The following is a 23,760-nucleotide window of genomic DNA, read 5'->3' as shown; positions in this document are numbered from 1 at the left end:
GTTTATGACCTCATAGAGAGATGCCCTCTGCCGTACGCCGGGCCCCGCGACGACGCTGGGGTTCATGGCCACCACCCTCGTGCGACCCCACGAACACACTTCCCGGACCCCCCAGGCCCACAAGGCCTTCCCGGCGCTCCGTCACCTCGGCCCCAACTGGTACGCGTCCGTCATGGGCACGGCGATCGTCGCCAACGCCGGCGCGACCCTCCCGTACCAGGTGCCCGGTCAGCGCGTGGCCTGCCAGATCGTCTGGGCGCTGTCCGCCGCGGCCCTCGCCCTCGTGCTCACCGCCCGCGCCGGCCACTGGCTCCACCACCGCGACCAGGCCCGCGCCCATCTCCTCGACCCCGCGGTGGCCCCGTTCTACGGATGCCTGGCGATGGCCCTGCTGGCCGTCGGCGGCGGCACCCTGATCGTCGGCAAGGACCTCGTCGGAGAGCCCGCCGCCGTCGCCGTCGACGCGGTCCTGTTCACCGCCGGCACCGCGATCGGCCTGCTCATGGCGGTGGTGGTGCCGTACCTGATGGTGGTCCACCACAAGGTCGAGGCCGCGCAGGCCACCCCCGTATGGCTGCTGCCCCTGGTCGCCCCGATGGTCTCCGCCGCCCTGGGCCCCCTGCTGATACCCCACCTGCCCGCCGGCCAGCCCCGCGAGGCGCTCCTGCTGGCCTGCTACGCCCTGTTCGGCATCAGCCTGCTGGCCACGCTGCTGATGCTGCCCCTGGTGTTCGGCCGACTGATCATGAGCGGCCCGCTGCCCCTGCTGCTGACCCCCACGCTGTTCCTGGTGCTGGGCCCCCTCGGCCAGTCCACCACCGCGGTCAACCAGCTCGCCGACATGGCCCCCCAGTCGATCGGCGCCCCGTACTCCGGTGCGCTCGGCGCCTTCGCGGTCGTCTACGGCGTGCCCGTGATGGGGTTCGCCCTGCTGTGGCTGGCCCTCGCCACCGCGATGCTGGTCCGGGCCGCCCGGAACGGCATGGGCTTCGCGATGACCTGGTGGGCGCTGACCTTCCCCGTCGGCACCTGCGTCACCGGCGCCGCCGGCCTGGCCCGCCACACCGGCCTGACCGCCTTCGCCTGGCTCGCGGCAGCCCTGTTCCTGGCCCTGCTGACCGCCTGGCTCCTGGCCGCCGGCCACACCCTCCGCGGCCTGTCCACAGGCACTCTGCTCCCCCGCTGACGCCCCCCCGGGCGCCTCGCAGGCGACCGGGACGGCGAACGATCCGGCCGAGCCCTCGATGGTCGGGGTGTGCTTGCCCCCCGGGGACCGACCCCAGCCGTACCCGCGGCCGCAGCCCTCGCCGGTCAGCGTCCCCGCATCAGCGCCCCGCGCGCAGGGCCGCCGTCAGGAGCGCCGGGGCCTCGGTCAGCGAGGGGCCGTACCAGGTGAGGTGGCGGCCGCTGACCAGGGCGGACGGGTGGTCCGGGAAGGCTTCCGGGCCGTCCTCGCGCGTGAAGCGGTACGGCTCGTCGGGGAGCACCACCAGATCGCAGTCGGCGGCAGCCAGCTCCTCCACCGGCACCCGGGGATACCGCTCGCCGTGGCCGGCGTAGATGTTGCGCACGCCGAGGCGCGCCAGCACATCGCCCGCGAAGGTGTCCCGGCCGAGCACCATCCAGGGCCGCCGCCACACCGGCACGAAGGCCCGGAGCGGGCCGGCCGGCTCCACGCGCGCCCATGCGGCCTCGGCCTCGTCCAGCCAGCGCGGCCTCGCCAGCCCCAGGACCCCCACCAGCACCCGGTCCAGCTCGGTCAGCGCCTGCGGCAGGTCCCGTACCTCGGTGACCAGCACCTCCACCCCGGCCGCGCGCAGCGCCGCCACGTCGGGGGCCCGGTTCTCCTCCTCGTTGGCGATCACCAGGTCCGGGCGCAGCGCCGTGATCCGCTCCACGTCGGGGTTCTTCGTCCCCCCGATGCGCACCGCGCCCCGCTCCGCGAGGTCCGCGGGGTGGGTGCACCAGTCGGTCACCCCGACGAGCAGCCCGGGCGCGCTGACCGCGACGGCCTCGGTGAGCGAGGGCACCAGCGAGACGACCCGCATCCGGCTCAGCGCCCGGGCGAGGGCGGCTCGGACGTCGCGTGGATGTGCTCCCCGACCGCCACGACCAGGAGCCGGGTGTCCTCGGAGACGGCCCGCCAGCGGTGCCGTACGCCGCCGGACAGGAACAGCGCGTCCCCGCTCTCCAGCCGGTACGCCCGCCCCTCGGCCTCCACCTGGCAGGCGCCCGAGACCACGTACATCAGCTCGTCGTTGCGGTGCTGGTACTCGCGGCCGGCGTCCTGGTCCCCGGTGAACTCCAGGGCGTGCAGCTGGTGGTGTCCGCGGACGAGGGGGCGCACGCCCGGGACCGGCGTGAGCCCGGATTCGTCGCCGGCCCGTACGAGGTCGACCGTGCGCGCGGTGTCGGACGCGGCCAGCAGCTCGACGGCCGTGGTCTCCAGCGCGTCCGCGACCCGCTCGAGGGACCGCATGCTGGGCCGGGCCCGCTCGTTCTCTATCTGGCTCAGGAAGGGCACCGACAGGCCGCTGCGCGCCGATACGGCGGCGAGGGTGAGGTGCAGCGCCCGGCGCCGCTTGCGCACGGCCACTCCCACCCGGAGCGGTTCCTTGGCGTCCTTGTCCCGTTCCTTGTCGTCCGAGCCGTCCCTGTCGTCCATGGCGGGGCTGCCCTCCCCTTGTCTGGTCCGTCGGCGTACATCGGCGTCCGTCGCACATCGGTGTGCTGTAAGCACCTTACGCAGCAACCGCCCCCGGTTTCGCGCGCAAGAGCCGACCAGGGTACGCCCCGGGTGAAACTCCCGTGCCATCTCCGATCGCTCTTTCGGCCACTTTCCGTGCCCCCGGCCGTAACCGGCCGCCCCGGGCGCACGTGCGGGTTGCGGCATCATCGTCACCGTGACGACGACTCGACGCCTGATGCTGCTGGACACCGCCTCCCTCTACTTCCGCGCGTACTTCGGCGTGCCGGACTCCGTGAAGGCCCCGGACGGCACCCCGGTCAACGCGGTGCGCGGACTGCTCGACTTCATCGGGCGCCTGGTCCAGGACCACCGCCCGGACGATCTCGTGGCGTGCATGGACGCCGACTGGCGCCCGCACTGGCGGGTGGAGCTGATCCCCTCCTACAAGGCCCACCGGGTCGCGCAGGAGACCGAGTCCGGACCGGACGTGGAGGAGACCCCCGACACCCTGGCCCCGCAGGTACCGATCATCGAGGCCGCGCTGGACGCGTTCGGGATCGCCCGGGTGGGCGTCGCCGGGTACGAGGCCGACGACGTGATCGGCACGCTCACCGCGCGCGCCACCGGCCCGGTGGACATCGTCACCGGCGACCGGGACCTGTACCAGCTGGTGGACGACGCCCGGCAGCGGCGCGTGCTGTACCCGCTCAAGGGCGTCGGCACGCTCCAGGTGACGGACGAGGCGTGGCTGCGCGAGAAGTACGGGGTGGACGGCCCGGGCTACGCGGACCTGGCCCTGCTGCGCGGGGACCCGAGCGACGGCCTGCCGGGGGTTCCGGGGATCGGCGAGAAGACGGCGGCGAAGCTGCTCGACGCCTACGGCACGCTGGCCGGGATCATCGCCGCGGTCGACGACCCGAAGTCGAAGCTGACACCGACCCAGCGCAAGCGGCTGGACGAGGCCCGGCCGTATCTGGCGGTCGCTCCGAAGGTGGTCCAGGTGGCCTCGGACGTCCCCCTTCCTGCGTTCGACCCCGCTCTGCCGACGGTGCCCGCTCAGCCGGAACTCGTCGATGCGCTGGCGCGCCGCTGGGGTCTTGGCGGAGCGGTGTCACGCCTCAGCAGCGCGCTGCACGCTTGAGGTGCTAACTTAGGTAATCCTAAGTTTCAGGGGAGCAAGGGGATACGCCGTGGCAGAAGGACGCGCCCGCAAGATCGGCACTGCAGTCGTCGTGCGCACAGAGCGGCTCACGCCGCACATGGTGCGCGTGGTGCTGGGTGGTGCCGGACTGGTCCGGTTCAGTGCGGGCGAGTTCACCGACCATTACATCAAGCTGCTGTTCGCGCCCGAGGGCGTCACCTACCCCTCGCCGTGGGACCTGGACCGGATCCGCGCCGACTACGCGCGTGAGGCGTGGCCGCGCCAGCGTGCGTACACGATCCGGTCCTGGGACCCGGCCCACCTGGAGCTGACGCTCGACTTCGTCGTCCACGGCGACGAGGGCCTGGCCGGCCCCTGGGCGGCGCGCGTCCAACCGGGCGAACTGGTCCGCTTCCTCGGCCCGGGCGGCGCCTACGCCCCCGACCCGGCGGCCGGCTGGCACCTGCTCGTGGGCGACGAGAGCGCGCTGCCGGCGATCGGAGCCGCGATGGAGCGGATGCCGGCCGGCGCGCGGGTGCACGCGTTCGTGGAGGTCGAGAGCCCGGAGGACGAACAGAAGATCGCCACCCCCGACGGCATCGTCCCGGTCTGGCTCCACCGCGGCACCCGTCCGGTCGGCGAGAGCCTGGTCGAGGCGGTCAGGGCACTGGAGTTCCCCTCCCACGACGTCCACGCCTTCGTCCACGGCGAGGCCGGCTTCGTGAAGGACCTGCGCCGCCACCTCCGCCTGGAACGGGGCGTCCCGAAGGAACGCCTGTCGATCTCCGGCTACTGGCGGCTCGGCGAGACGGACGAGGGCTGGCGCGCGATCAAGGGCGACTGGAACGCCCGGGTCCTGGCCGAACAGGAATCCGCGGCGTAACCGCACCGCGGGCCCGGCCCGGGCACCGCCCCCGTCCCCGGGGCACACCCGGCGGGTACCCGGCCCCGCGACACGGCCGGCGCCCGTCCCCCCGCGGTTCCCGACCCGCCGGGCTGCTCTCCCGCCACTCCGAGCGGCGGGGTCACCCGTTCGGCGTGACAATGTGGGCATGCGTACGCTCCGCATGTTCGGCGCAGCCGGAGCCGCCACCGTCCTCACGGCAACGGCGGTAGCCGGCGCGCACGCCGCGCCCAGCCCGCCGCCCGCGCCCAAGCCGCAGATCACCGACGCGGAAGTGGACAAGGCGCTCGCGCGCCTGCCCGGGTTCGTCACCGATGTCATGCACAGCACCGGGGTCCCCGGGGCCGCCGTCGCCGTCGTCCACGACGGCAAGGTCGTCTACCTCAAGGGCTTCGGCGTCCGCCGCACCGACGCCCCCGGAGCCATCGGCCCCGACACCGTCTTCCAGGTCGCGTCCGTCTCCAAACCGATTTCCTCCACGGTGGTGGCCGGCGCCCTCGAGGACCCCGCCGACTGGAACGGCCGCACCGAACTCCCCGGCTTCGCGCTGAAGGACCCCTGGGTCACCGGCCACGTCACCACCGCCGACCTCTTCTCGCACCGCAGCGGCCTCCCCGACCACGCCGGGGACCTCCTCGAAGACCTCGGCTACGACCAGGCGTACATCCTCGACCACCTCCGCCTGGAGCCTCTCACCCCCTTCCGCGCGAGCTACGACTACACCAACTTCGGCCTCACCGCCGCCGCCGAGGCCGTCGCCCGGCAGAAGGGCACGACCTGGGAGAAGCTCAGCCAGGACACCCTGTTCAAGCCCGCCGGGATGACGCACACCAGCACCGAGTTCTCGGCCTTCATCAACGCCCCCGACCACGCGGCCACCCACGTCAAGAACCCGGACGGGACCTGGTCGCCCCGCTTCGTGCGCGACCCCGACGCCCAGGCACCGGCCGGCGGCGTGAGCTCCACCGCCACCGACATGGCCCGCTGGCTGCGCCTCCAGCTCGCCGGCGGCACCCTCGACGGGAAGCGGATCATTCCCGCCGACACCCTGGCGGCCACGCGCCTGCCGCACATCGTGTCGCAGGCGCCGACCCCGCCCCTGGACCACACCGGCTTCTACGGGCTCGGCTGGAACGTCTCGTACGACGATGCGGGCCGGCTGCGCCTGAGCCACTCCGGCGGCTTCGAACTCGGCGCCAACACCAACGTCACGCTGCTCCCGCTGGAGAAGCTCGGCATCGTCGTCCTCACCAACGGCGCCCCGGTCGGCATGGCCGACGCCATCGCGATGGACTTCTTCGACACCGCCGAGCACGGCGCGCCGACCACCGACTGGCTGCCCCTCTTCGCCGAGCTGTACGCCCAGCAACTCGGCCCCGGCCCCTCCGCCACCGACTACGCGCACCCGCCCGCGGGCGCGAAGCCGGCCCGCGCCGACAGCGCGTACACCGGCACCTACGTCAGCCCGTACTACGGGAAGCTGACCGTGACGGCGAACGAGGGCGGCGGCCTCACCCTGTCGCTGGGGCCCAAGCCGATGCGCTTCCCGCTCACCCACTACGACGGGGACACCTTCAGCTACGTGACCGCCGGGGAGAACGCGGTCGGCCGCACCGGGGTGGTCTTCAAGGACGGCACCGTCCGCATCGAGTACCTGGACGCCACCCACCTGGGCACCTTCACGAAGCAATAGGCACATAGCCTGGACCCGATGAGACGCAGAGCCCAGGCACCCCCCTCGCCCCTCCCCCAGGTCGCCGGCATCGACCCGGTCCGGCTGCGGCTGCCCGCCGACCCCGGCGGCCGGTGGCCGGACCTCGGCGGCTACCTCGCCGAGCGCTACGCCGGCACCCGCGGGGCCGAGTCCATCGCGCACCTGCTGCGCGCCGGGCGGGTGTTCGGCCCCGGCGGGCGGGTGCTGCGTCCGCAGGACCCGTACGAGCCCGGTGCCTACGTCTGGTTCCACCGGGACATGGAACCGGAGCCGCCCGTCCCGTTCCCGGTCCGCGTCGTCCACCGGGACGCGCACCTCCTGGTCGTGGACAAGCCGCACTTCCTGGCGACCACCCCCCGCGGCAGCCACATCACGCAGACCGCCCTGGCCCGGCTCCGAGCGGAGCTCGACCTGCCCGAGCTCAGCCCGGCGCACCGGCTGGACCGGCTGACCGCCGGACTGGTGATGTTCAGCATCCGCCCCGAGGACCGCGGCGCGTACCAGCTGCTGTTCCAGGAGCGGCAGGTCCACAAGGAGTACGAGGCGCTCGCCCGCCACGACCCGGCGGTCGTCCTCCCCCGCACGGTCCGCAGCCACATCGAGAAGATCCGCGGGGTCATGGCCGCGGCCGAGGTCCCGGGCGCCGAGCCGAACGCCGAGAGCCTGGTCGAACTCCTCGACACCCAGGGGGAACTGGGCCGCTACCGGCTGACCCCGCACACCGGCCGCACCCACCAGCTGCGGGTGCACATGAACGGCCTGGGCCTGCCGATCCTCGGCGACCCGGTGTACCCGCAGGTCACCGATCCGGCCCCGGACGACTACCGCAGGCCCCTGCAACTCCTGGCCCGCACCGTGTCGTTCACCGACCCCGTGACGGGCACCCCGCGCCGCTTCGAGAGCGGCCTGTCCCTACGGGCCTGGGACGACCTCGCGGGCTGGGAAACCGGAACCTAGCGGCCGGCCCGTTTCGGCCACCGCCCGTGTGGTGGTGGCCGCGCACCCGGACGGTGAACAGCCCGGCCGCCGCGCACAGGAGTTCCTCGCGCGGCGGTCGGCTGCTCGCCGGCCGCACCCGAAGGGCACGCGGCCGGCCGACCCGTTTCGGCCCTTCGGCCGTTCCCCCGGTCATGGGCTGATCGTCGCACGCGGCACCACCGAAGTGATCATGGCAAGAGATGAGATCCGGCCACGACCACCTTCGGAGGAAGCTCCAAAAACGCCTAGCCGACCGAGCTGTACGCCACCACACCCCGCAGCAGTGCGTCCACGGCCTTGCGGGCATTGCGCGCGACCGTGCTCCCGCCCTGCGAGGAGGGGGGAGCGGACGACGCGGGAGCCGCTGCCGCGATCTGCCCCAGCACGTCGATGACCTGCTTGCACCAGCGCACGAAGTCACCAGCCGGCATCTCCGCCTCGCGCAGCACCTCGTCCAGGCTCTTGTCGGAGGCCCACTGGTAGGCCGCCCAGGCGAAGCCCAGGTCCGGCTCGCGCTGGCCGACGCCCTCCGCCTGGTTGATGCGGTGCTCCTCCTCCAGCGCGTCGAGCCGGCCCCAGATCCGGACCATCTCGCCGAGCGCCGCCTTCGCCGCGCCGCCCGGCACCTTCGGCGCCACCGCATCGTCGGACTGCCGCGCCTCGAACACCAACGCCGAGACACAGGCGGCCAGTTCGGCGGGGGTCAGCCCTTCCCAGACCCCGGCGCGCAGGCATTCGGACGCCAGCAGGTCGAGCTCCCCGTACAGCCGGGCGAGGCGCTTGCCGTGCACGGTGACCTCGTCCTCACGCAGGTAGTCCAGGTCGGTGAGCAGCGCATGGATCCGGTCGAAGGTGCGGGCGATCGTGTTCGTCCGGCCCTCGATACGGCGTTCCAGCTGCTGGGTGTCCCGCTTGAGCCGGTGGTAGCGCTCCGCCCAGCGGGCGTGGTCCTCGCGCTCGTCGCAGCCGTGGCAGGGGTGCGCCCGCAGCTCGGCGCGCAGCCGGGTGATCTCGCGGTCGTCGGCCGCGGCGGCCCGGCCGCGGCCCCGGCGCTCCGGCGTGATGTGCCCGGCCTTGGCCCGCAGTTGGGACGCCAGGTCCCGGCGGGACTGCGGTGAGCGCGCGTTGAACGTCTTCGGGATGCGCATCCGCTCGATCGCCTCGACCGGCACCGGGAAGTCGATCGCGGCGAGCCGCTTGACCTGCCGCTCCGCGGTCAAAACCAGCGGCCGCGGGCCCTCCGCGTACTCGTACCCGCGGTGCCCGTTGACCCGCCCGGCCGGCACGCCCGGGTCCAGGACCAGCGCGAGCCCGGCGAACTTGCCGGTCGGCACGTGGATGACGTCGCCCGGCTTGAGCTTCTCCAGCGAACTCGCCGCCTGCACCCGGCGCTGGGCCGCGCCCTGCTTGGCCAGGTCCGTCTCGCGGTCCTTGAGGTCGCGGCGCAGCTGCGCGTACTCCTCGAAGTTCCCGAGGTGGCAGGTCATGCCCTCCCGGTAGCCGTCCAGGCCTTCCTCGTTGCGCTGCACCTGCCGGGAGATCCCGACGACCGAGCGGTCGGCCTGGAACTGCGCGAAGGAGGTCTCCAGCAGCTCGCGCGAGCGGTGCCGCCCGAACTGGCTGACCAGGTTCACGGCCATGTTGTACGAGGGCTTGAAGCTGGAGCGCAGCGGATACGTACGGGTACCGGCGAGCCCGGCGAGCCCCGCCGGGTCCATGCCGCGCTGCCACAGGACCACGGCGTGGCCCTCGACGTCGATGCCGCGCCGCCCGGCCCGGCCGGTGAGCTGCGTGTACTCGCCGGGGGTGATGTCGGCGTGCTGCTCGCCGTTCCACTTGACCAGCTTCTCCAGGATCACCGTGCGCGCGGGCATGTTGATGCCCAGCGCCAGGGTCTCGGTGGCGAAGACGGCCTTGACCAGGCCGCGGACGAACAGCTCCTCCACGACCTCCTTGAAGGTGGGCAGCATGCCGGCGTGGTGCGCGGCGATGCCCCGCTCCAGGCCTTCGAGCCACTCGTAGTACCCCAGGACGTGCAGGTCCTCGGCGGGGATGGACGCGGTCCGCTCCTCGACGAGCTCGCGCACCTTCAGGCGGGCCGTGTCGTCGTTGAGCCGCAGGCCGGCGAACAGGCACTGCTGGACGGCGGCCTCGCAGCCGGCCCGGCTGAAGATGAAGTTGATGGCGGGCAGCAGCCCGTCGCCGTCGAGGCGGGCGATGACCTCGGGGCGGCTCGGGGTCCAGATCCGGCCGCGGGAGCGCCGCTCTCGCTCGCGGTCGGCCTCGCGGACCATCTTGCCGCGCCGCCGGTCCTTCGGGCTGTACGTGCGGGTGTTCTCCTCGCGCGCCATGCGCAGCAGGTCGGGGTTGACCTCGCGGCGCGCGGAGCCGCGGCCTCCGTGGTCGGACTCCTCCTCGAAGAGGTCGTAGATCCGGCGGCCGGCCATGACGTGCTGCCACAGCGGGACGGGCCGCTCCTCGGAGACGATCACCTCGGTGTCGCCGCGCACGGTGTCGAGCCAGTCGCCGAACTCCTCGGCGTTGGAGACGGTGGCCGACAGGGACACCAGCGTCACCGACTCGGGGAGGTGGATGATCACTTCCTCCCAGACGGCTCCGCGGAACCGGTCGGAGAGGTAGTGCACCTCGTCCATCACGACGTACCCGAGGCCGAGCAGCGACTGCGAGCCCGCGTAGAGCATGTTGCGGAGCACCTCGGTGGTCATCACGACCACGGGCGCCTCGGAGTTGACGCTGTTGTCACCGGTCAGCAGGCCCACCTTGGCGGCGCCGTAGCGCTTGACGAGGTCGGCGTACTTCTGGTTCGACAGGGCCTTGATGGGCGTCGTGTAGAAGCACTTGCGGCCCTGCTGCAGGGCCAGGTGCACGGCGAACTCGCCGACGATCGTCTTGCCCGAGCCGGTGGGGGCGGCGACCAGCACGCCCTTGCCGGCCTCCAGTGCCTTGCAGGCGTCGACCTGGTACGGGTCCAGGTCGAATTCGTACATCTCGCGGAAGGGGGCCAGGGCAGAGGCCTCTTCGGCGGCGCGGATCCGGGCAGCGGCGTACCGCTCGGCGGGTGAAAGTTCTTCGGTCATCTTGTTCTCGAGCCTACCCGTCGCCCCTGACAACAGTCCCGATCATTTATGCGGACCGCGCAGCCGCCGCCAGGCCGGCGCGCTACGCCAGCAGCCGCAGGGCACCCGGGACGCAGTCGGCGCTCACCGGCAGCGGCCCGAGCGGCTCGCCGTCCGCGTACGCGGTGATCCCGGCGGCCTCCAGCGTGACCTTCGCGGCCCGGTGGACGGTCACCTTCGGGTGGCCGAGGTGCGTCCCCTTGTAGACCTGCGGGAACACCTTCAGCAGGGTGGCCCGGCTGCAGTCGCCGACGACCACGACGTCGAAGAGCCCGTCGTCCGGGACGGCGTCGGCGCAGATGCGCATGCCGCCCCCGTACGAGGTCCCGTTGCCGACGGCGACCAGCGTGGCCTCGGTCTCGATCACCGGGCCGTCGTCGAGGGTGATCCGGTACGGGAACGGCCGGAAGGCGGCCAGCTCCGCGAGGATCGCCAGGTCGTACTTGAACCGGCCCGCCGGGAGCCGCATCCGGTTGCCGCGGTCGTTGACCCGCGAATCGAAGCCGGAGCACAGCACGGTCCCGTACCAGGTCCCGCCGTCGGCCCCGGCGCCCGCCCGGGACACCCGCCCGAGGTCGGTCTCGCGGATCCGGCCCTCCTTGAGCGCCTCGGCGGCCAGCCGCCCCGCCTGCGCGGGCTCCCCCACGGGCAGTCCCATGGCCCGCGCGAAATCGTTCCCGGTCCCCACGGCGACCACCCCGAGCGGTACCAGCGTCCCGGCCAGGGCCTGCAGGGCCAGCGAGACCACGCCGTCACCGCCGACGGCGATCACCGCCCCGGTGCCCTCGCGCACGGCGGTGCGCAGCCGGGCCAGCGCGTCCGCGGCATCGGCGCCGAGGACCGTCCGTACGGAGAATCCGGCGGCCCGGAGCGCGGAAGCGGCCGGCTGCGCGGCGTGCGCGCCCCGGCCGCGGCCCGCGGTGGGGTTGACGAGGAGGGTGATCTCAGCGCTCACGCACCGGAATGTACCTGTCAGGTCGCGTCGTCGTAACCGTTGATCTGCCTGCGGCCTCCGTCGGCCTGCTCGGGCAGCGCGGTCGGGGCCTGGACGGCCTCCAGCTCACCGATCGGCGCGGGCGTGAGGTCGAGCTCCGCCGCCTGGTCGTCGTCGAGCAGCGCGTCGGGGTTCCCCCGGCGCCGCCTGCGGTCGTTGACCAGGCAGATCCCGAGGGCGACGAAGTAGAGGGCGATGATCGGCGCGGCCAGCGACAGCATGGTCAGCGGGTCGCCGGTGGGCGTGGCGAACGCGGCGAAGATCGTGATGCCCAGCACCATGGCCCGCCACCAGCTCGCCAGCCGCTTCGCGGTGAGGACCCCGGTGAAGTTCAGCAGGATCAGCAGCAGCGGCAGCTCGAAGGCGAGGCCGAAGACGACGACCATGCGCGTGACCAGGTCGAGGTAGTCGTCGACCGGGAGCAGGTTGCGCGCGTTGTCGGGGGTGAATTCGAGGAGGATCTGCGCGGTCTTCGGCAGCAGCTTGTACGCGAGTACCGCACCGGCGCCGAACAGCGGGGCGCCGACGGCGACGAAGGCCGTCGCGTAGCGCTTCTCGTGCTTGTGCAGACCGGGGGCGACGAAGGCCCAGAGCTGGTAGAGCCACACCGGCGCCGAGAGCACCACACCGGCGGTGAGCGAGACCTTGAGGGCGATGGAGAACGGGGCGATGAGGCCGTTCACGGTCATGTCGGCGCAGGGCCGGCCGTTGCGCTGCGAGACGACCCCGCCGGTACAGCCGACGGAGTCCAGCATCGGCTTCAGCATGAAGTCGATGAGGTTCTTGTAGTAGAACGCCGCCACGGCGGTGATCACGAGGATCGCCAGGACCGACTTCAGCAGGCGGTTTCTCAGCTCACGCAGGTGCTCGACAAGAGGCATCCGCCCTTCGGCGTCCTTCTCCTGCTTGCTTTGCTTCTCCTGCTTGCGGGCAGACTTGAGCAACCCACGTCCCTTGTCTCGTTGCAGATGACCGGCGTGATCGCGACCGCGGACCGGCAGCCCGGCGGCCGGACGGTCAGCCCTGGGTGGTGTGGTTCGGCTCGTTGACGGGACGCGAGCCGGTCACGTCGCCGGGAGCGGCCTTGATGGTGCGCGGGGCGGTCGACTGCTGCGGGGTCTGGTCGGCGACCGTCGCGGCGGTGCCGGCGTCGTCGGCCGCGCCGTCGTTCTTCATGGCCTTGGCCTCGCTCTTGAGGATGCGGGCCGACTTGCCGAGGGAGCGGGCCATCTCGGGGAGCTTCTTCGCACCGAACAGCAGCACGATGACAGCGATGATCAGAAGGATCTCGAGGGGCTTCAGATTGCCGATCATGTGTGTCTTCCTTCTCACCGAAACGGCTGGTTGTGGTGTGGGCGGCCCGGACCGGGATCCGTGGCCGCTCAGGAAAGGATCGTAACCCCCGGGGGTTAACGCCCGGCAATCCCCGGGGGTATCCCGCCTTGCGCGCGGCCGCGACCGACGGTACGGGTCCCGCGGCGCACTTTCCATACGCGTGCGGGCCGCAGACCTGCGGGTCACGGCCGGGCGGTGCCGCCCGCGCGCGCCAGGTCCGTGGCCGCGCGCTCCAGGTCCCCCGAGGCGTCCGCGATCCGCCGGCTGGCCAGCTCGACCTGGCCGGACAGCCGCCGCACCTCGACGAAGACCCGTACGGCGAGGACGGCGAGGACGGCGAGCCCGAGGAAACCCAGGGCGATTGCGAGCATCGGCCACAGCATGGGGTCGAGCCTAGGCCACCGGGCGCCTCAGATGCTGCGCAGGGTGCTCACGCCGCCACCGGTCAGCAGTTCCACGATGCGCTCGCCGGCCGGTTTTCTCACGGAGGCCCCGCACTCGGGACAGGTGAAGGAGTAGAACGTGGTCCGCCGGCTCCCGCCGATCACCAGCCGCAGGGACCCCGCGTCCAGCTCGAAGCGGGCGCGGCAGTCGGAACAGGCCGCCTTGAAGGAGACCGGCCCGACCGCGGCCGACCACCCCGGCGATCCTGCGGCAGCTTGCACACCCCGTGGCCCAGACATTGGCGACATCGCCCGGCGCTCCCCTCAGACCATTCGTTCCAGACGGCACAGCTTGCAGCGGCACGGCTTGCGGACGTCACGGCTCCCGTACGGCACGGCCCCGCACCCGCACGGCCCGCCGCTTGCCCCGGCTCAGCCCTGTTCCCCGTACCCGGCGAGGGCCTCCCGGGCCGCCTGCCGCGCGCTGTCCGCCAGCTCCAGGGGCGCCACGATCCGGCCCTCGCGGCCCAGCCGCAGCGCGAGGCGGCGCAGCGAGGCCGGGTCCGGGCTGCGCAGCGTGATCCGCAGACCGCCGTCGGACAGCTCCTCGGCGCTGTCGTGCGGGTAGTACTCGGCGACCCAGCGGCCGCCCGGTCCGACCTCGACCACGACCTCCGGGTCCTCGGCGGCCGGCTGGACGAGCCCTTCGGACAGGTCACGCGGCTCGATGGCGGGCGGCTCGGCCCGCTCGTCCAGCAGCCGGATCTCGGCGACCCGGTCGAGGCGGAAGGTGCGCCGGGCCTCGGAGAGGTGGCACCAGCCCTCCATGTACGTGTGGCCCACCGCGAAGAGCCGGATCGGGTCGACCTTGCGCTCGGTCAGCTCGTCCCGCGCCGGCGAGTAGTAGCGCAGCCACAGCCGGCGGCGCTCCGCGATGGCCCGGTCGACGTCCGCGAAGACCCCGCCCTCCGCCTCGAAGGTCACCGACAGCCGGGAGCTGGCCCCGGCCGCCTCGCCGGCCGCCGCCTCCAGCTTCGCGGTGGCGCGCAGCAGCGCGTCCCGGTCGCTCTCGCGCAGCCCCGGCAGCGTGGCCACGGCGCGGGCGGCAACCAGCAGCGCGGTCGCCTCGTCGGCGGCGAGGCGCAGCGGCTCGGCGGTGGACTCCCCCGACGCGTCGGGGTTGCGCCACCAGATGCGCTCCCCGTCGGTGTCGATGTCGAGCAGGTCGCCGCCGCGGAAGCTGGTCCCGCACATGGGCAGCACGTCGAGGTCCGAGATCAGCTCGTCCTCGGTGATCCCGAAGGCGCGGGCGACGTCGGCGACGTGCGCCCCGGGGCGCTCGCGCAGGTACGTCACCAGGGACAGCATCCGGCGGGTCTGGTCGATGGCGTTGGCAGCCATGCTGGTACGTCTCCCCCTCAGGGCACGTCTTGCGAACGGTGCGGTGGTGCGGTGATGCGATCTGTGCGGTCCGGGCGTGCCGGGACGGGCTCAGCCCTTGGCCACGGCGCGCAGCCGGTCCACGACGTCAGCCCGCAGGTCGGCGGGGTCCACGACCACCACGTCCGGCCCGAACTCGACCAGCCAGGCGTCCAGCCCGTGCCCGTACGGGATCTCCAGCTCGTCCCAGCCGTCCCCGCACTCGCGCACGGCGGTGGCCTTGGCCCGCAGCGGGTACCCGGCGCCGGCCCGCAGCCGGATCAGCGCGGAGCGGTCCGCGCTCTCCCCGGCCCAGCTGGCCACGGTCTCCCGTACGGTGACCACGTCCGGGACCTCGGCGGTGTACTTGGCCGCCCGGGACTTGACCTTGCCGGTGATCCGGGAGAGCCGGAACACCCGCTCCGCCCCGCGGTCGCGGTCGTAGCCGGCCAGATACCAGTGGCCGCGCCAGCATTCCAGCGCCCACGGCTCGACCTGGCGGGTCTCGGGGCGCGCGGCGGTGGACTTGCGGTAGTCGAAGACCACCGGCCGGCGGTCGCGGCAGGCCAGCATCAGCGGTTCGAAGGCCGCCTCGTGGACGGGGATGCGCGGTTCGATGGCGCTGTGCTGGCCCTCGTACGGGTCCCCGGCCTCCGGCATCCCTCCGGCACGCAGCTTCTGCAGGGCGCCGCTGGCGGCTCCGGCGAGGCGGGCCTGCTGCCAGACCTTGGCCGCGAGCCCGAGGGCGGCGGCCTCCTCGGCGTCCAGCGAGACGGGCGGCAGCCGGTTGCTGTCGCGGCGCGCGAGGTATCCGGTCTCGCCCTCCAGGTTCTCCACCGTCTCGATGACCAGGCCGAGTTCACGCAGATCGTCCTTGTCCCGCTCGAACATGCGGTTGAAGGACTCGTCGTTGCCGGCCTCCATGTACGCCTCGATGGAACCGCGCAGCTCACGCTTGCTCAGCGGCCGACGGGTCCCCAGCAGACACAGCGCCAGATTCATCAGCCGCTCGGCCTTGGCAATCGCCATCGACGCCCTTCCGCCCTTCTCCGCTTACAAGTTGCATTGACCGTTGACCGTACCGCCCCGGCGGGCCCCGGCAAAAGCGAGGGCCCCCGCCTCACGGCGGGGGCCCTTCACCGATCACGGGTTGCCGGATCAGACACCCATCAGGTCGCAGACGAAGATCAGCGTCTCGCCCGGCTTGATGGCCGGGGTCGGGCTCTGGTCGCCGTACGCGAGGTGGGCGGGGATCGTCAGCTTGCGACGGCCGCCGACCTTCATGCCCTGGACACCCTTGTCCCAGCCGGCGATGACCTGGCCGATGCCCAGGATGAACTGCAGCGGGGCGCCGCGGTTCCAGGACGCGTCGAACTCCTCACCGGTGGAGAAGGCCACGCCCACGTAGTGGACGGAGACCTTGTTGCCGGCCGTGGCCTCGGCGCCGTCGCCCTCCCAGATGTCCTCGATGACGAGGTCGGCCGGTACGGGGCCCTCGGGGAAGTCGATCTCGGGCTTCTCGAGCTGGTTGCTCACGGAACTGCTCCTCAAAAACGAATCAGGTCAACTGGGACAGTCTTACATCACGGCGAGGATGTCGAGGCTGAAGACCAGCGTCGAGTTCGCCGGGATGGTGCCCTGCTCCTTGTCGCCGAACCCCTGGTCCGGCGGGATGACCAGCAGGATGCGGCTGTTGACCTTCTTGCCGAGCAGGCCGTCCTTGAGGCCCTTGACCGAGAGCTGGTCCATCGGCCACGTCACCGTCTGGTCGGTGGCGTACGTGCTTTCGAAGGTCTTGTCGTCCTTCCACGTCTTGCCGTTGAACTTGACGATGACGCTGTCGGTGTCCTTGACGGCCGGGCCGTCACCCTCCAGCACGTAGTTCGAGACGAGCTTGGCCGGCGGCGTGGAGTCCTTCGGAACGGTCACGGAGACTTCCTTGCCGTCCGTGTTCGTCCCGATCTTCGGCAGGTCCTTGTTGTCCTGCGCGACCTCCTTGCCCGTGGCCGAGGCCGGGACCGAGGTGCCCTTGACGATGTCCACGACGAAGACCAGCGTGGCGTTCGGCTTGATCTTGTCGCCGGAGCCCTTCTCGCCATAGCCGAGCTCCGGCGGGATCACCAGCTCGACGCGGCTGCCGACCTTCTTGCCCTCGAGGCCCTGGTCCCAGCCCTTGATGACCATCCCTGCACCGATGGTCACCTCGAACGGCTTGCCCTTGCCGAAACTCTGGTCGAACGGCTCCTTGCCGTCCCACACCTGGCCGAGGTAGTTGACCTGGGCGACATCGCCCTTCTTCAGCGCCGGGCCCGTGCCCTCGCTGACGGTCACCACCTTCAGCTCCTTCGGCGGGTCACCCTTGCCCTTGGACAGGGTCGGGGTCTCACCGAACTTGGCACCCTTGGTGATCGCGGGCGCCCCGTTCTTCATCTCGGCGGAGTCGGAGCCGCTGTCGCCACAGGCTGCTGTCGACAGCAGCAGAAGGGGTACGACAAGCAGGCCGGCAAGTCGGCGCACGGGTTCCTCAGATCTCAGACGGCTGGCGGTCGTCGCCACTCTAAGGCGTGCAGAGGGCCCCGTACGAGATCCGTACGGGGCCCCGGCAAAGATCAGCGCGATGTCACATCCCGGCGATCAGCTTCTCCACCCGGTCGTCCACCGACCGGAACGGGTCCTTGCACAGCACGGTCCGCTGCGCCTGGTCGTTCAGCTTGAGGTGCACCCAGTCCACCGTGAAGTCCCGCCGCTGCTCCTGTGCCCGGCGGATGAAATCGCCGCGCAGCCGCGCCCGCGTGGTCTGCGGGGGCACCGACTTGCCCTCGAAGATCTTCAGGTCGTTGCAGATCCGCGCCGCCTGCCCCTTGCGCTCCAGCAGGTAGTACAGCCCGCGCCGGCGGTGGATGTCGTGGTACGCGAGGTCTATCTGAGCCACCCGCGGATTCGACATGGTCATGCCGTGCTTGGCCCGGTACCGCTCGATCAGCTGGTACTTCATGACCCAGTCGATCTCGGTCCCGATCCGGTCCAGATCCTCCGCCTCGATCGCGTCGAGGGTACGGCCCCACAGCTCCAGCACCTGGTCCACCGTGCCGGTACGGATCCCCCGGCGCTCGGCGAAGTCCACGGCCTTGTCGTAGTACTCGCGCTGGATCTCCAGCGCCGAGGCCTCCCGCCCGCTCGCCAGCCGCACCTTGCGCTGGCCCGTGATGTCGTGGCTGACCTCGCGGATCGCCCGGATCGGGTTTTCCAGGGTCAGGTCACGCATCACCGTCCCCGCCTCGATCATGCGCAGCACCAGGTCGGTGGCCCCCACCTTGAGCAGCATGGTCGTCTCGGACATGTTCGAGTCCCCGACGATCACGTGCAGGCGGCGGTACCGCTCCGCATCCGCGTGCGGCTCGTCCCGCGTGTTGATGATCGGCCGGGACCGGGTCGTCGCGGAGCTGACGCCCTCCCAGATGTGCTCGGCCCGCTGGCTCACGCAGTAGACCGCACCCCGCGGGGTCTGCAGCACCTTGCCCGCGCCGCAGATCAGCTGCCGCGTGACAAGGAACGGAATGAGGATGTCCGCCAGGCGGGAGAATTCTCCGTGCCGGGCCACGAGATAGTTCTCGTGACAGCCGTACGAGTTGCCGGCCGAGTCGGTGTTGTTCTTGAAGAGATAGACGTCGCCCGCGATTCCCTCCTCGTGCAGGCGGCGTTCGGCATCGACGAGCAGGCCTTCGAGAATGCGCTCGCCCGCCTTGTCGTGCGTGACCAGTTCGGTCACGTTGTCGCATTCGGGAGTTGCATATTCCGGATGCGAACCCACGTCGAGGTACAGACGGGCGCCGTTCCGCAGGAAGACATTGCTGCTGCGGCCCCATGACACAACACGGCGGAAGAGGTAGCGCGCCACTTCGTCAGGAGACAGTCGGCGCTGTCCCCTGAACGTGCACGTGACGCCGTACTCGTTCTCCAGCCCGAAAATGCGGCGGTCCATGACTGAACATTACGCCTTCTGCACTGTTCTGAAACCGGGTTCGTGAACGCCGTTTCGATCAGTTCCCGACGAGCCGCTCCGCCGGACCGCCCACCCGGCCTTCCACACCGCCCCCGCCAGCACGCTCGCCCGCACCCGCGACCGGGCCCGCATCCGTATCCGCCGCGGACCCCGACGGCGAGCCCGCCACCATACGGGTCCGGCCGGGACCGGCCATGACGCGCTGAGTGAGCGTCAGCACCAGCAGCGCCGCCGCACCCGCGACACTCGCCACGCCGAACCCGCTCGCGGTCCCGCCCAGTTCCACCGCCGGCCCGGCCGCAGCCGTGCCGATCGCCGCACCCACCCCGAAGAACGTCACCAGCCACGAGAAGGCCTCCGTCACCGTCCCCACCGGAGCATGCCGGTCCACCACGATGAACGCACAGGCCAGCGCGGGCGCCAGGAACACACCCGCCAGCGCCGACAGGGCCGTCATCGCCACCGGCCCCGGAACCAGCATCAGCGGCAGGTAACACACCGCCAGCAGCGCCACGATCAGCCGCAGCCGCCGCTCCGGCGCACCCGCCCACTGCCGCGCCCCGTACAGCACCCCGCCGGCCAGCGCGCCCAGACCCAGCGCCGCCATCAGCCAGCCGTACACCGACTGGCCCCCGTGGCCGTCGGCATACGCCACGCCCGCCACCGTGATCGAACCCAGCGCCATGCCCACGAAGAAGAACGCACCCAGCAGCGCCCGCAGCCCCGGCGAGCGCAGCGCCCCCAGCCAGTGCGCCTCGCGCGGCTCGGAGCGCCACGTCCGCGAGGGTTCGCTGACCACGACGGACAGCGCCCCCAGCACGCCGAGCGCATGGATCACCAGCAGCGCCCCGGCCGGATCCCACAGCGAGACACACAGCGTCACGAGCAGCGGGCCGACCGTGTACATGATCTCCTGGGCCACCGCGTCCATCGCGTACGCCGCGTGCACCTGCTCTTCCTTGCCGCCGAGCACGGAGGGCCACAGCGCCCGCAGCCCGCCCTCCAGCGGCGGCGCGAAGAACCCGCCGACGACCACGGCCCCGTACGCGGCCGCCGCCGACCCGGTCCCCGCGAACGCGAGCCACGCCATGCCCAGCGCCGAAAGCACCGCGGCAGGCAGCTGCACCCGCGGCTGCCCGAACAGGTCCACGGCACGGCCGAGCAGCGGCTGACCCACCGCGTTGGCCACCCCGTACACCGCGGCGAGGGCGCCCGCGAGGCTGTAGCTGCCCCCTTCGGCCCGCGTGAACAGCACGATCGCGATCGCCGCGGTCGCGTTCGGCAGGCGGCCGACGAGCGTGCCCGTCAGCAGCCTCGCGGCGTGCCGGGTCCTGAGCAGCTCCGCGTATCCCGCGGCCATGTCCGCCCCCTTCTGCCCGGAACCCAGCCGGGAGTCATCCAAGTAATACGTATAACCTTCGACGTCATACGTACCATGGCCCCACCACGGGGGTCCAGCCGGACGACGCCCCCACCCCGCCGACCTCGCACTACAGGAGCACCGTGTGACGAGACCCACCAGCCGCGACGTCGCCACCGCCGCCGGGGTCTCCCAGGCCACCGTCTCCCTCGTCCTCGGCGACAAATGGCGCGGCCGCGTCTCCGAACGCACCGCCACCCACGTCCGCGAAACCGCCACCGAACTCGGCTACCGACCCAACCTCGCCGCCCGCAACCTCCGCCTCGGCAGCACCCGCACCGCCCTCCTCGTCGTCCCCGCCCTCACCAACGAATTCTTCGCCCGCGTCTACACCGGCGCCGCCCGCATCGCCGCCGAACACGGCTTCGGCGTCGTCCTCTACCCCTCCCCCGACGGCACCGGCCCCGCCCGCGACCCCTTCGCCTCCGCCCGCGCCGCCCTCGACGGCGTCATCGCCTCCTCCATGGCCGCCCACGCCCTCGACGCCATCGGCGACGCCGCCCTCCCCCTCGTCATGCTCGACAGCGACCCCACCGCCGGCCGCGCCGCCGCCCACGTCAACCTCGCCATGGCCGACGGCATGCGCCAGGTCACCGAACACCTCCTCACCCTCGGCCACCGCCGCTTCCTCCACCTCGCCTCCGCCGTCGACTCCTGGACCTTCGACATCCGCGCCGACGCCCTGGCCACCCTGCTGAAACCCCACGCCGAGCTGCGCACCGTACGAGCCCCCCTCACCGTCACCGACGCCCGCACCGCCATGGAAGCCGCCCTGGCCGCCCCCGAGAGCCGGCCCACCGCCGTCGTCTGCGACGACGACATCCTCGCCGCCGGCACCTGCAAAGCCGCCCGCCGCCTCGGCCTGCGCATCCCCGACGACCTCTCCGTCACCGGCATCGACGACCTCGCCCTCGCCACCGCCGTCGAACCCGAACTCACCACCGTCCACCTCCCCGCCGAACGCGTCGGCGAACAAGGCATGGCCGCCCTCCTCGCCGTCCTCGAAGGCACCCCCTGGACCGCCCCCGACATCCCCGTCGACCTCGTCGTCCGCGCCTCCACCGGCCCGGCCCCCGCCTGAAACACGAAAACGCCCCCGGCCACAAGGCCGGGGGCGCCATCCGCGCGCGGATCTACTCCTCGGAATCGTCCTCGGGAGCCTCGTCGTTCGACACGGCATCCGCCTGCGCCGCAGCCGGAACATCCGCCTCCAGCAACCGCGACAGCTGCCGTCCCCGGATCCGCTTGAACTTCCGCTGCTGAGCCCGCGTCCGGTCCAGCACCGCAACCTCCAGCCGCTCCGCCGGAATCGCCTTGTCCGCACCGTTCGCCTGACTGGACAGCGCCTGCACCGCCAGCTTCAGCGCCTCGGACAACGTCATCCCGTCCCGGTGACGCTGATCCAGGTAGGTGCTGATCTGCTCGGCGTTGCCACCGACCGCGACCGAGCCGTGCTCGTCCACGATCGAACCATCGTGCGGCAGCCGGTAGATCTGGTCACCCGCGGCCGTCGCACCGACCTCGGCCACCACCAACTCCACCTCGTACGGCTTCTCACCCGCACTCGAGAAGATCGTGCCCAGCGTCTGCGCATAGACGTTGGCCAGCCCACGGGCCGTCACATCATCACGGTCGTACGTGTATCCACGCAGATCCGCGTAGCGCACACCACCGATCCGCAGGTTCTCGTACTCGTTGTACTTGCCGGCGGCCGCGAAGCCGATCCGGTCATAGATCTCGCTGAACTTGTGCAGCGCACGCGACGGGTTCTCGCCGACGAACACGATGCCGTCGGCGTACTGCAGCACGACGAGGCTGCGACCGCGGGCGATGCCCTTCCGGGCGTATTCCGCCCGGTCGGCCATGGCCTGCTGGGGTGAGACGTAGAACGGAGTCGACACCGGTTATCCGTCCCTTTCTTCTGGGCGACGAGGAGGACTGGTCAGAGCAGGGCCGCGCGCGGCCCGTCGGGCTGCTCCAGCCGACGATTGGTGACGGTACGGGCGAGCTCCTGCGACTCGTCGTCCGTCAGCCTGCGGAAGCCCTCGTCGGTGATGACCGTGACGATGGGATAGATGTGGCGGTACAAGTCCGGACCACCCGTCGCCGAGTCGTCGTCGGCGGCGTCGTACAGCGCCTGCACGACCAGCGTGGTCGCCTGCTCCTCCGTCAGATCCGGCCGGAAGAGCTTCTTCATCGACCCGCGGGCGAAGATCGATCCCGATCCGGTGGCGGCGTAACCGTGCTCCTCGGAGCGACCGCCGGTCACGTCGTAGGAGAAGATCCGGCCCTTCTCCTTGGCCTCGTCGTACCCCGCGAACAGCGGCACGACGGCCAGCCCCTGCATCGCCATGCCCAGATTGCTCCGGATCATGGTGGAGAGCCGGTTCGCCTTGCCCTCCAGGGAGAGGGTCGTCCCCTCCACCTTCTCGAAGTGCTCCAGCTCCAGCTGGAACAGCTTCACCATCTCCACGGCCAGGCCGGCCGTACCGGCGATGCCCACCGCGGAGTACTCGTCGGCCGGGAACACCTTCTCGATGTCCCGCTGCGCGATCATGTTCCCCATGGTCGCCCGCCGGTCACCGGCGAGCACGACCCCGCCGGGGAAGGTGGCGGCCACGATGGTCGTCCCGTGCGGCGCCTCGACGACACCCTCGGGGAGCTTGCGGTTCCCCGGCAGCATCTCGGGCGAGTGCGCGCCCAGGAAGTCCATGAAGGACGACGACCCCGGCGTCAGGAAGGCTGCCGGTAGACGCCCTGTGCTACGAGTGTTGGGTTCCACAGGTTTCCTTCCACGTAAGCGGCTGCACGTCGCATGACGTCCGGCCGATCCTTGAGCTGCCCGATTCCTGCGTTGCAGCCGAAGCAGAGTACGCCTCGGACCTTACCCGTCTGATGATCGTGATCCACATGCTCCGCCGGACTCTCTTGGCACAGGAGGCAGACACCGCCTTGGGCCGCGATCATCGCGTCACGCTCAGCCTCGGTGATGCCGTAAGAGCGCTTCAGGTGCCCCGCCCGGCCTTGGACGGCCCGGCAGGCCTTGCAACGGGTGGACAGCCCGTCAGAAGCCGTGGCGTTCTTGTGCCATTCGCTGTGCGGCTTGACCTCGCCGCACTGCCGGCAGAGCTTGTGTCCCACCGGCACTTCTACGTGGTCCTTGACGACCTTGCCTTTGGCGGCCTGGCGGCGCCTGTAGTGCTGAGCGCTGTACGCAGCCACGCACTCGCGGCACCTGGGCTGGAGCCCGTCGCTGCGATTTCGATCCGAGGCGAATCCGCTCAGTGGTACATCGCGTGCGCACCCGCGACACCACTTGGTTCCATTGGACATGGAGCACACACTGGCGGATTCACCTTAGATTCGAAGGCTATTCGCCGCCTTTTTGTACGAAACTCCGAACGAAATCCTCGGCATTCTCTTCGAGTACATCGTCAATCTCGTCAAGTACCGAGTCGACGTCGTCGGAGAGCTTTTCCTGGCGCTCCTTGAGGTCGGTCGATTCTTCGACCGCCGCCTCCTCGACCTCCTCGGTCGAGCGCTGCGCCTTCTGCTGTCCGCCGCCGGTGTCCTTGGTCGCCATGTCTACCTCACCCCGCTCGGTTCGCACGCTCGTGTCGAGAGACCCCGGGATTCGGGATCT

General features: G+C 71.4%; 24 protein-coding genes. 6 read left to right on the top strand and 18 right to left on the bottom strand.

The window, feature by feature from the left end; all coding sequences use genetic code 11:
• Positions 1 to 64 precede the first annotated feature (64 nt).
• On the top strand, positions 65 to 1,186 hold the full coding sequence (locus IF09_RS0110865) for a TDT family transporter (protein WP_078613183.1): 1,122 nt from the start codon (positions 65 to 67) through the stop codon (positions 1,184 to 1,186).
• A gap of 139 nt (positions 1,187 to 1,325) precedes the next feature.
• Here IF09_RS0110865 and IF09_RS0110860 read toward each other — a convergent pair whose 3' ends face one another.
• Positions 1,326 to 2,048 carry a helical backbone metal receptor gene (locus IF09_RS0110860; protein ID WP_030294370.1) on the bottom strand — a complete coding sequence of 241 codons (723 nt, stop codon included), beginning with the start codon at positions 2,046 to 2,048 and terminating at the stop codon, positions 1,326 to 1,328.
• A 5-nt stretch (positions 2,049 to 2,053) separates the two neighbouring features.
• A complete protein-coding gene (locus tag IF09_RS0110855) occupies positions 2,054 to 2,665 on the bottom strand; it encodes a helix-turn-helix domain-containing protein (protein WP_051832331.1) in 612 nt (203 codons plus the stop codon).
• 259 nt (positions 2,666 to 2,924) lie between these two features.
• On the opposite strand from IF09_RS0110855, the gene IF09_RS0110850 reads away from it, so the two are divergent.
• The 4 genes from IF09_RS0110850 to IF09_RS0110835 all read left to right on the top strand — a co-directional run bounded on the left by IF09_RS0110850 (position 2,925) and on the right by IF09_RS0110835 (position 7,405).
• Positions 2,925 to 3,830: a 5'-3' exonuclease gene (locus tag IF09_RS0110850; RefSeq protein ID WP_030294366.1), complete on the top strand. Its 906-nt coding sequence runs from the start codon at positions 2,925 to 2,927 to the stop codon at positions 3,828 to 3,830.
• Positions 3,831 to 3,879: 49 nt separating this feature from the next.
• Entirely contained in the window at positions 3,880 to 4,713 is an 834-nt protein-coding gene (locus tag IF09_RS0110845; RefSeq protein WP_030294364.1) for a siderophore-interacting protein, read from the top strand.
• A 169-nt stretch (positions 4,714 to 4,882) separates the two neighbouring features.
• Positions 4,883 to 6,427 (top strand): serine hydrolase, encoded by a 1,545-nt coding sequence (locus tag IF09_RS0110840; RefSeq protein WP_030294363.1) that lies wholly within the window; start codon positions 4,883 to 4,885, stop codon positions 6,425 to 6,427.
• An 18-nt stretch (positions 6,428 to 6,445) separates the two neighbouring features.
• Positions 6,446 to 7,405, top strand: a complete 960-nt coding sequence (locus IF09_RS0110835) for a pseudouridine synthase (protein WP_030294361.1) — start codon at positions 6,446 to 6,448, stop codon at positions 7,403 to 7,405.
• A gap of 266 nt (positions 7,406 to 7,671) precedes the next feature.
• On the opposite strand, the gene IF09_RS0110830 is transcribed toward IF09_RS0110835, so the two are convergent.
• The 12 genes from IF09_RS0110830 to IF09_RS0110775 all read right to left on the bottom strand — a co-directional run bounded on the left by IF09_RS0110830 (position 7,672) and on the right by IF09_RS0110775 (position 20,057).
• Positions 7,672 to 10,524: a DEAD/DEAH box helicase gene (locus IF09_RS0110830; protein WP_030294360.1), complete on the bottom strand. Its 2,853-nt coding sequence runs from the start codon at positions 10,522 to 10,524 to the stop codon at positions 7,672 to 7,674.
• A gap of 82 nt (positions 10,525 to 10,606) precedes the next feature.
• Positions 10,607 to 11,518 (bottom strand): diacylglycerol kinase, encoded by a 912-nt coding sequence (locus IF09_RS0110825; RefSeq protein WP_030294356.1) that lies wholly within the window; start codon positions 11,516 to 11,518, stop codon positions 10,607 to 10,609.
• 17 nt (positions 11,519 to 11,535) lie between these two features.
• Positions 11,536 to 12,501: a twin-arginine translocase subunit TatC gene (gene tatC / locus IF09_RS0110820; RefSeq protein ID WP_030294354.1), complete on the bottom strand. Its 966-nt coding sequence runs from the start codon at positions 12,499 to 12,501 to the stop codon at positions 11,536 to 11,538.
• 73 nt (positions 12,502 to 12,574) lie between these two features.
• Positions 12,575 to 12,871 (bottom strand): Sec-independent protein translocase subunit TatA, encoded by a 297-nt coding sequence (gene tatA, locus IF09_RS0110815; RefSeq protein ID WP_030294352.1) that lies wholly within the window; start codon positions 12,869 to 12,871, stop codon positions 12,575 to 12,577.
• Positions 12,872 to 13,074: 203 nt separating this feature from the next.
• Positions 13,075 to 13,275 (bottom strand): hypothetical protein, encoded by a 201-nt coding sequence (locus tag IF09_RS0110810; protein WP_030294350.1) that lies wholly within the window; start codon positions 13,273 to 13,275, stop codon positions 13,075 to 13,077.
• Positions 13,276 to 13,302: 27 nt separating this feature from the next.
• Positions 13,303 to 13,575, bottom strand: a complete 273-nt coding sequence (locus IF09_RS0110805; RefSeq protein ID WP_051832330.1) for a hypothetical protein — start codon at positions 13,573 to 13,575, stop codon at positions 13,303 to 13,305.
• 132 nt (positions 13,576 to 13,707) lie between these two features.
• Entirely contained in the window at positions 13,708 to 14,676 is a 969-nt protein-coding gene (locus tag IF09_RS0110800) for a helix-turn-helix transcriptional regulator (protein WP_030294347.1), read from the bottom strand.
• A 90-nt stretch (positions 14,677 to 14,766) separates the two neighbouring features.
• The gene (locus tag IF09_RS0110795; RefSeq protein ID WP_030294345.1) at positions 14,767 to 15,723 is read right to left on the bottom strand and encodes a helix-turn-helix transcriptional regulator; all 957 of its coding nucleotides are present in this window, start codon (positions 15,721 to 15,723) and stop codon (positions 14,767 to 14,769) included.
• A gap of 129 nt (positions 15,724 to 15,852) precedes the next feature.
• The gene (locus IF09_RS0110790) at positions 15,853 to 16,230 is read right to left on the bottom strand and encodes an FKBP-type peptidyl-prolyl cis-trans isomerase (protein WP_030294343.1); all 378 of its coding nucleotides are present in this window, start codon (positions 16,228 to 16,230) and stop codon (positions 15,853 to 15,855) included.
• A gap of 42 nt (positions 16,231 to 16,272) precedes the next feature.
• Positions 16,273 to 17,211, bottom strand: a complete 939-nt coding sequence (locus IF09_RS0110785) for an FKBP-type peptidyl-prolyl cis-trans isomerase (RefSeq protein ID WP_030294341.1) — start codon at positions 17,209 to 17,211, stop codon at positions 16,273 to 16,275.
• A 103-nt stretch (positions 17,212 to 17,314) separates the two neighbouring features.
• Positions 17,315 to 18,676, bottom strand: a complete 1,362-nt coding sequence (gene pafA, locus IF09_RS0110780) for a Pup--protein ligase (protein WP_030294339.1) — start codon at positions 18,674 to 18,676, stop codon at positions 17,315 to 17,317.
• Positions 18,677 to 18,734: 58 nt separating this feature from the next.
• Positions 18,735 to 20,057 (bottom strand): MFS transporter, encoded by a 1,323-nt coding sequence (locus IF09_RS0110775; RefSeq protein ID WP_078613181.1) that lies wholly within the window; start codon positions 20,055 to 20,057, stop codon positions 18,735 to 18,737.
• A gap of 145 nt (positions 20,058 to 20,202) precedes the next feature.
• Between IF09_RS0110775 and IF09_RS0110770 the strand changes: the two genes are divergently transcribed.
• Positions 20,203 to 21,198 carry a LacI family DNA-binding transcriptional regulator gene (locus IF09_RS0110770; RefSeq protein WP_030294335.1) on the top strand — a complete coding sequence of 332 codons (996 nt, stop codon included), beginning with the start codon at positions 20,203 to 20,205 and terminating at the stop codon, positions 21,196 to 21,198.
• A 52-nt stretch (positions 21,199 to 21,250) separates the two neighbouring features.
• Here IF09_RS0110770 and prcA read toward each other — a convergent pair whose 3' ends face one another.
• The 4 genes from prcA to IF09_RS0110750 all read right to left on the bottom strand — a co-directional run bounded on the left by prcA (position 21,251) and on the right by IF09_RS0110750 (position 23,700).
• A complete protein-coding gene (gene prcA, locus IF09_RS0110765) occupies positions 21,251 to 22,018 on the bottom strand; it encodes a proteasome subunit alpha (protein WP_030294334.1) in 768 nt (255 codons plus the stop codon).
• A gap of 41 nt (positions 22,019 to 22,059) precedes the next feature.
• Positions 22,060 to 22,899 carry a proteasome subunit beta gene (gene prcB, locus IF09_RS0110760; RefSeq protein WP_030233611.1) on the bottom strand — a complete coding sequence of 280 codons (840 nt, stop codon included), beginning with the start codon at positions 22,897 to 22,899 and terminating at the stop codon, positions 22,060 to 22,062.
• Positions 22,851 to 23,339 carry an endonuclease VII domain-containing protein gene (locus tag IF09_RS42800; RefSeq protein ID WP_324606841.1) on the bottom strand — a complete coding sequence of 163 codons (489 nt, stop codon included), beginning with the start codon at positions 23,337 to 23,339 and terminating at the stop codon, positions 22,851 to 22,853. The genes prcB and IF09_RS42800 overlap by 49 nt, the downstream gene beginning before the upstream one ends.
• 148 nt (positions 23,340 to 23,487) lie before the next feature.
• A complete protein-coding gene (locus IF09_RS0110750) occupies positions 23,488 to 23,700 on the bottom strand; it encodes a ubiquitin-like protein Pup (protein WP_030294332.1) in 213 nt (70 codons plus the stop codon).
• Positions 23,701 to 23,760: the final 60 nt, after the last annotated feature.

Source organism: Streptomyces katrae, from assembly GCF_000717655.1.
Lineage (GTDB): Bacteria > Actinomycetota > Actinomycetes > Streptomycetales > Streptomycetaceae > Streptomyces > Streptomyces katrae_B.
This window is presented reverse-complemented; position numbering and strand designations above follow the sequence as displayed.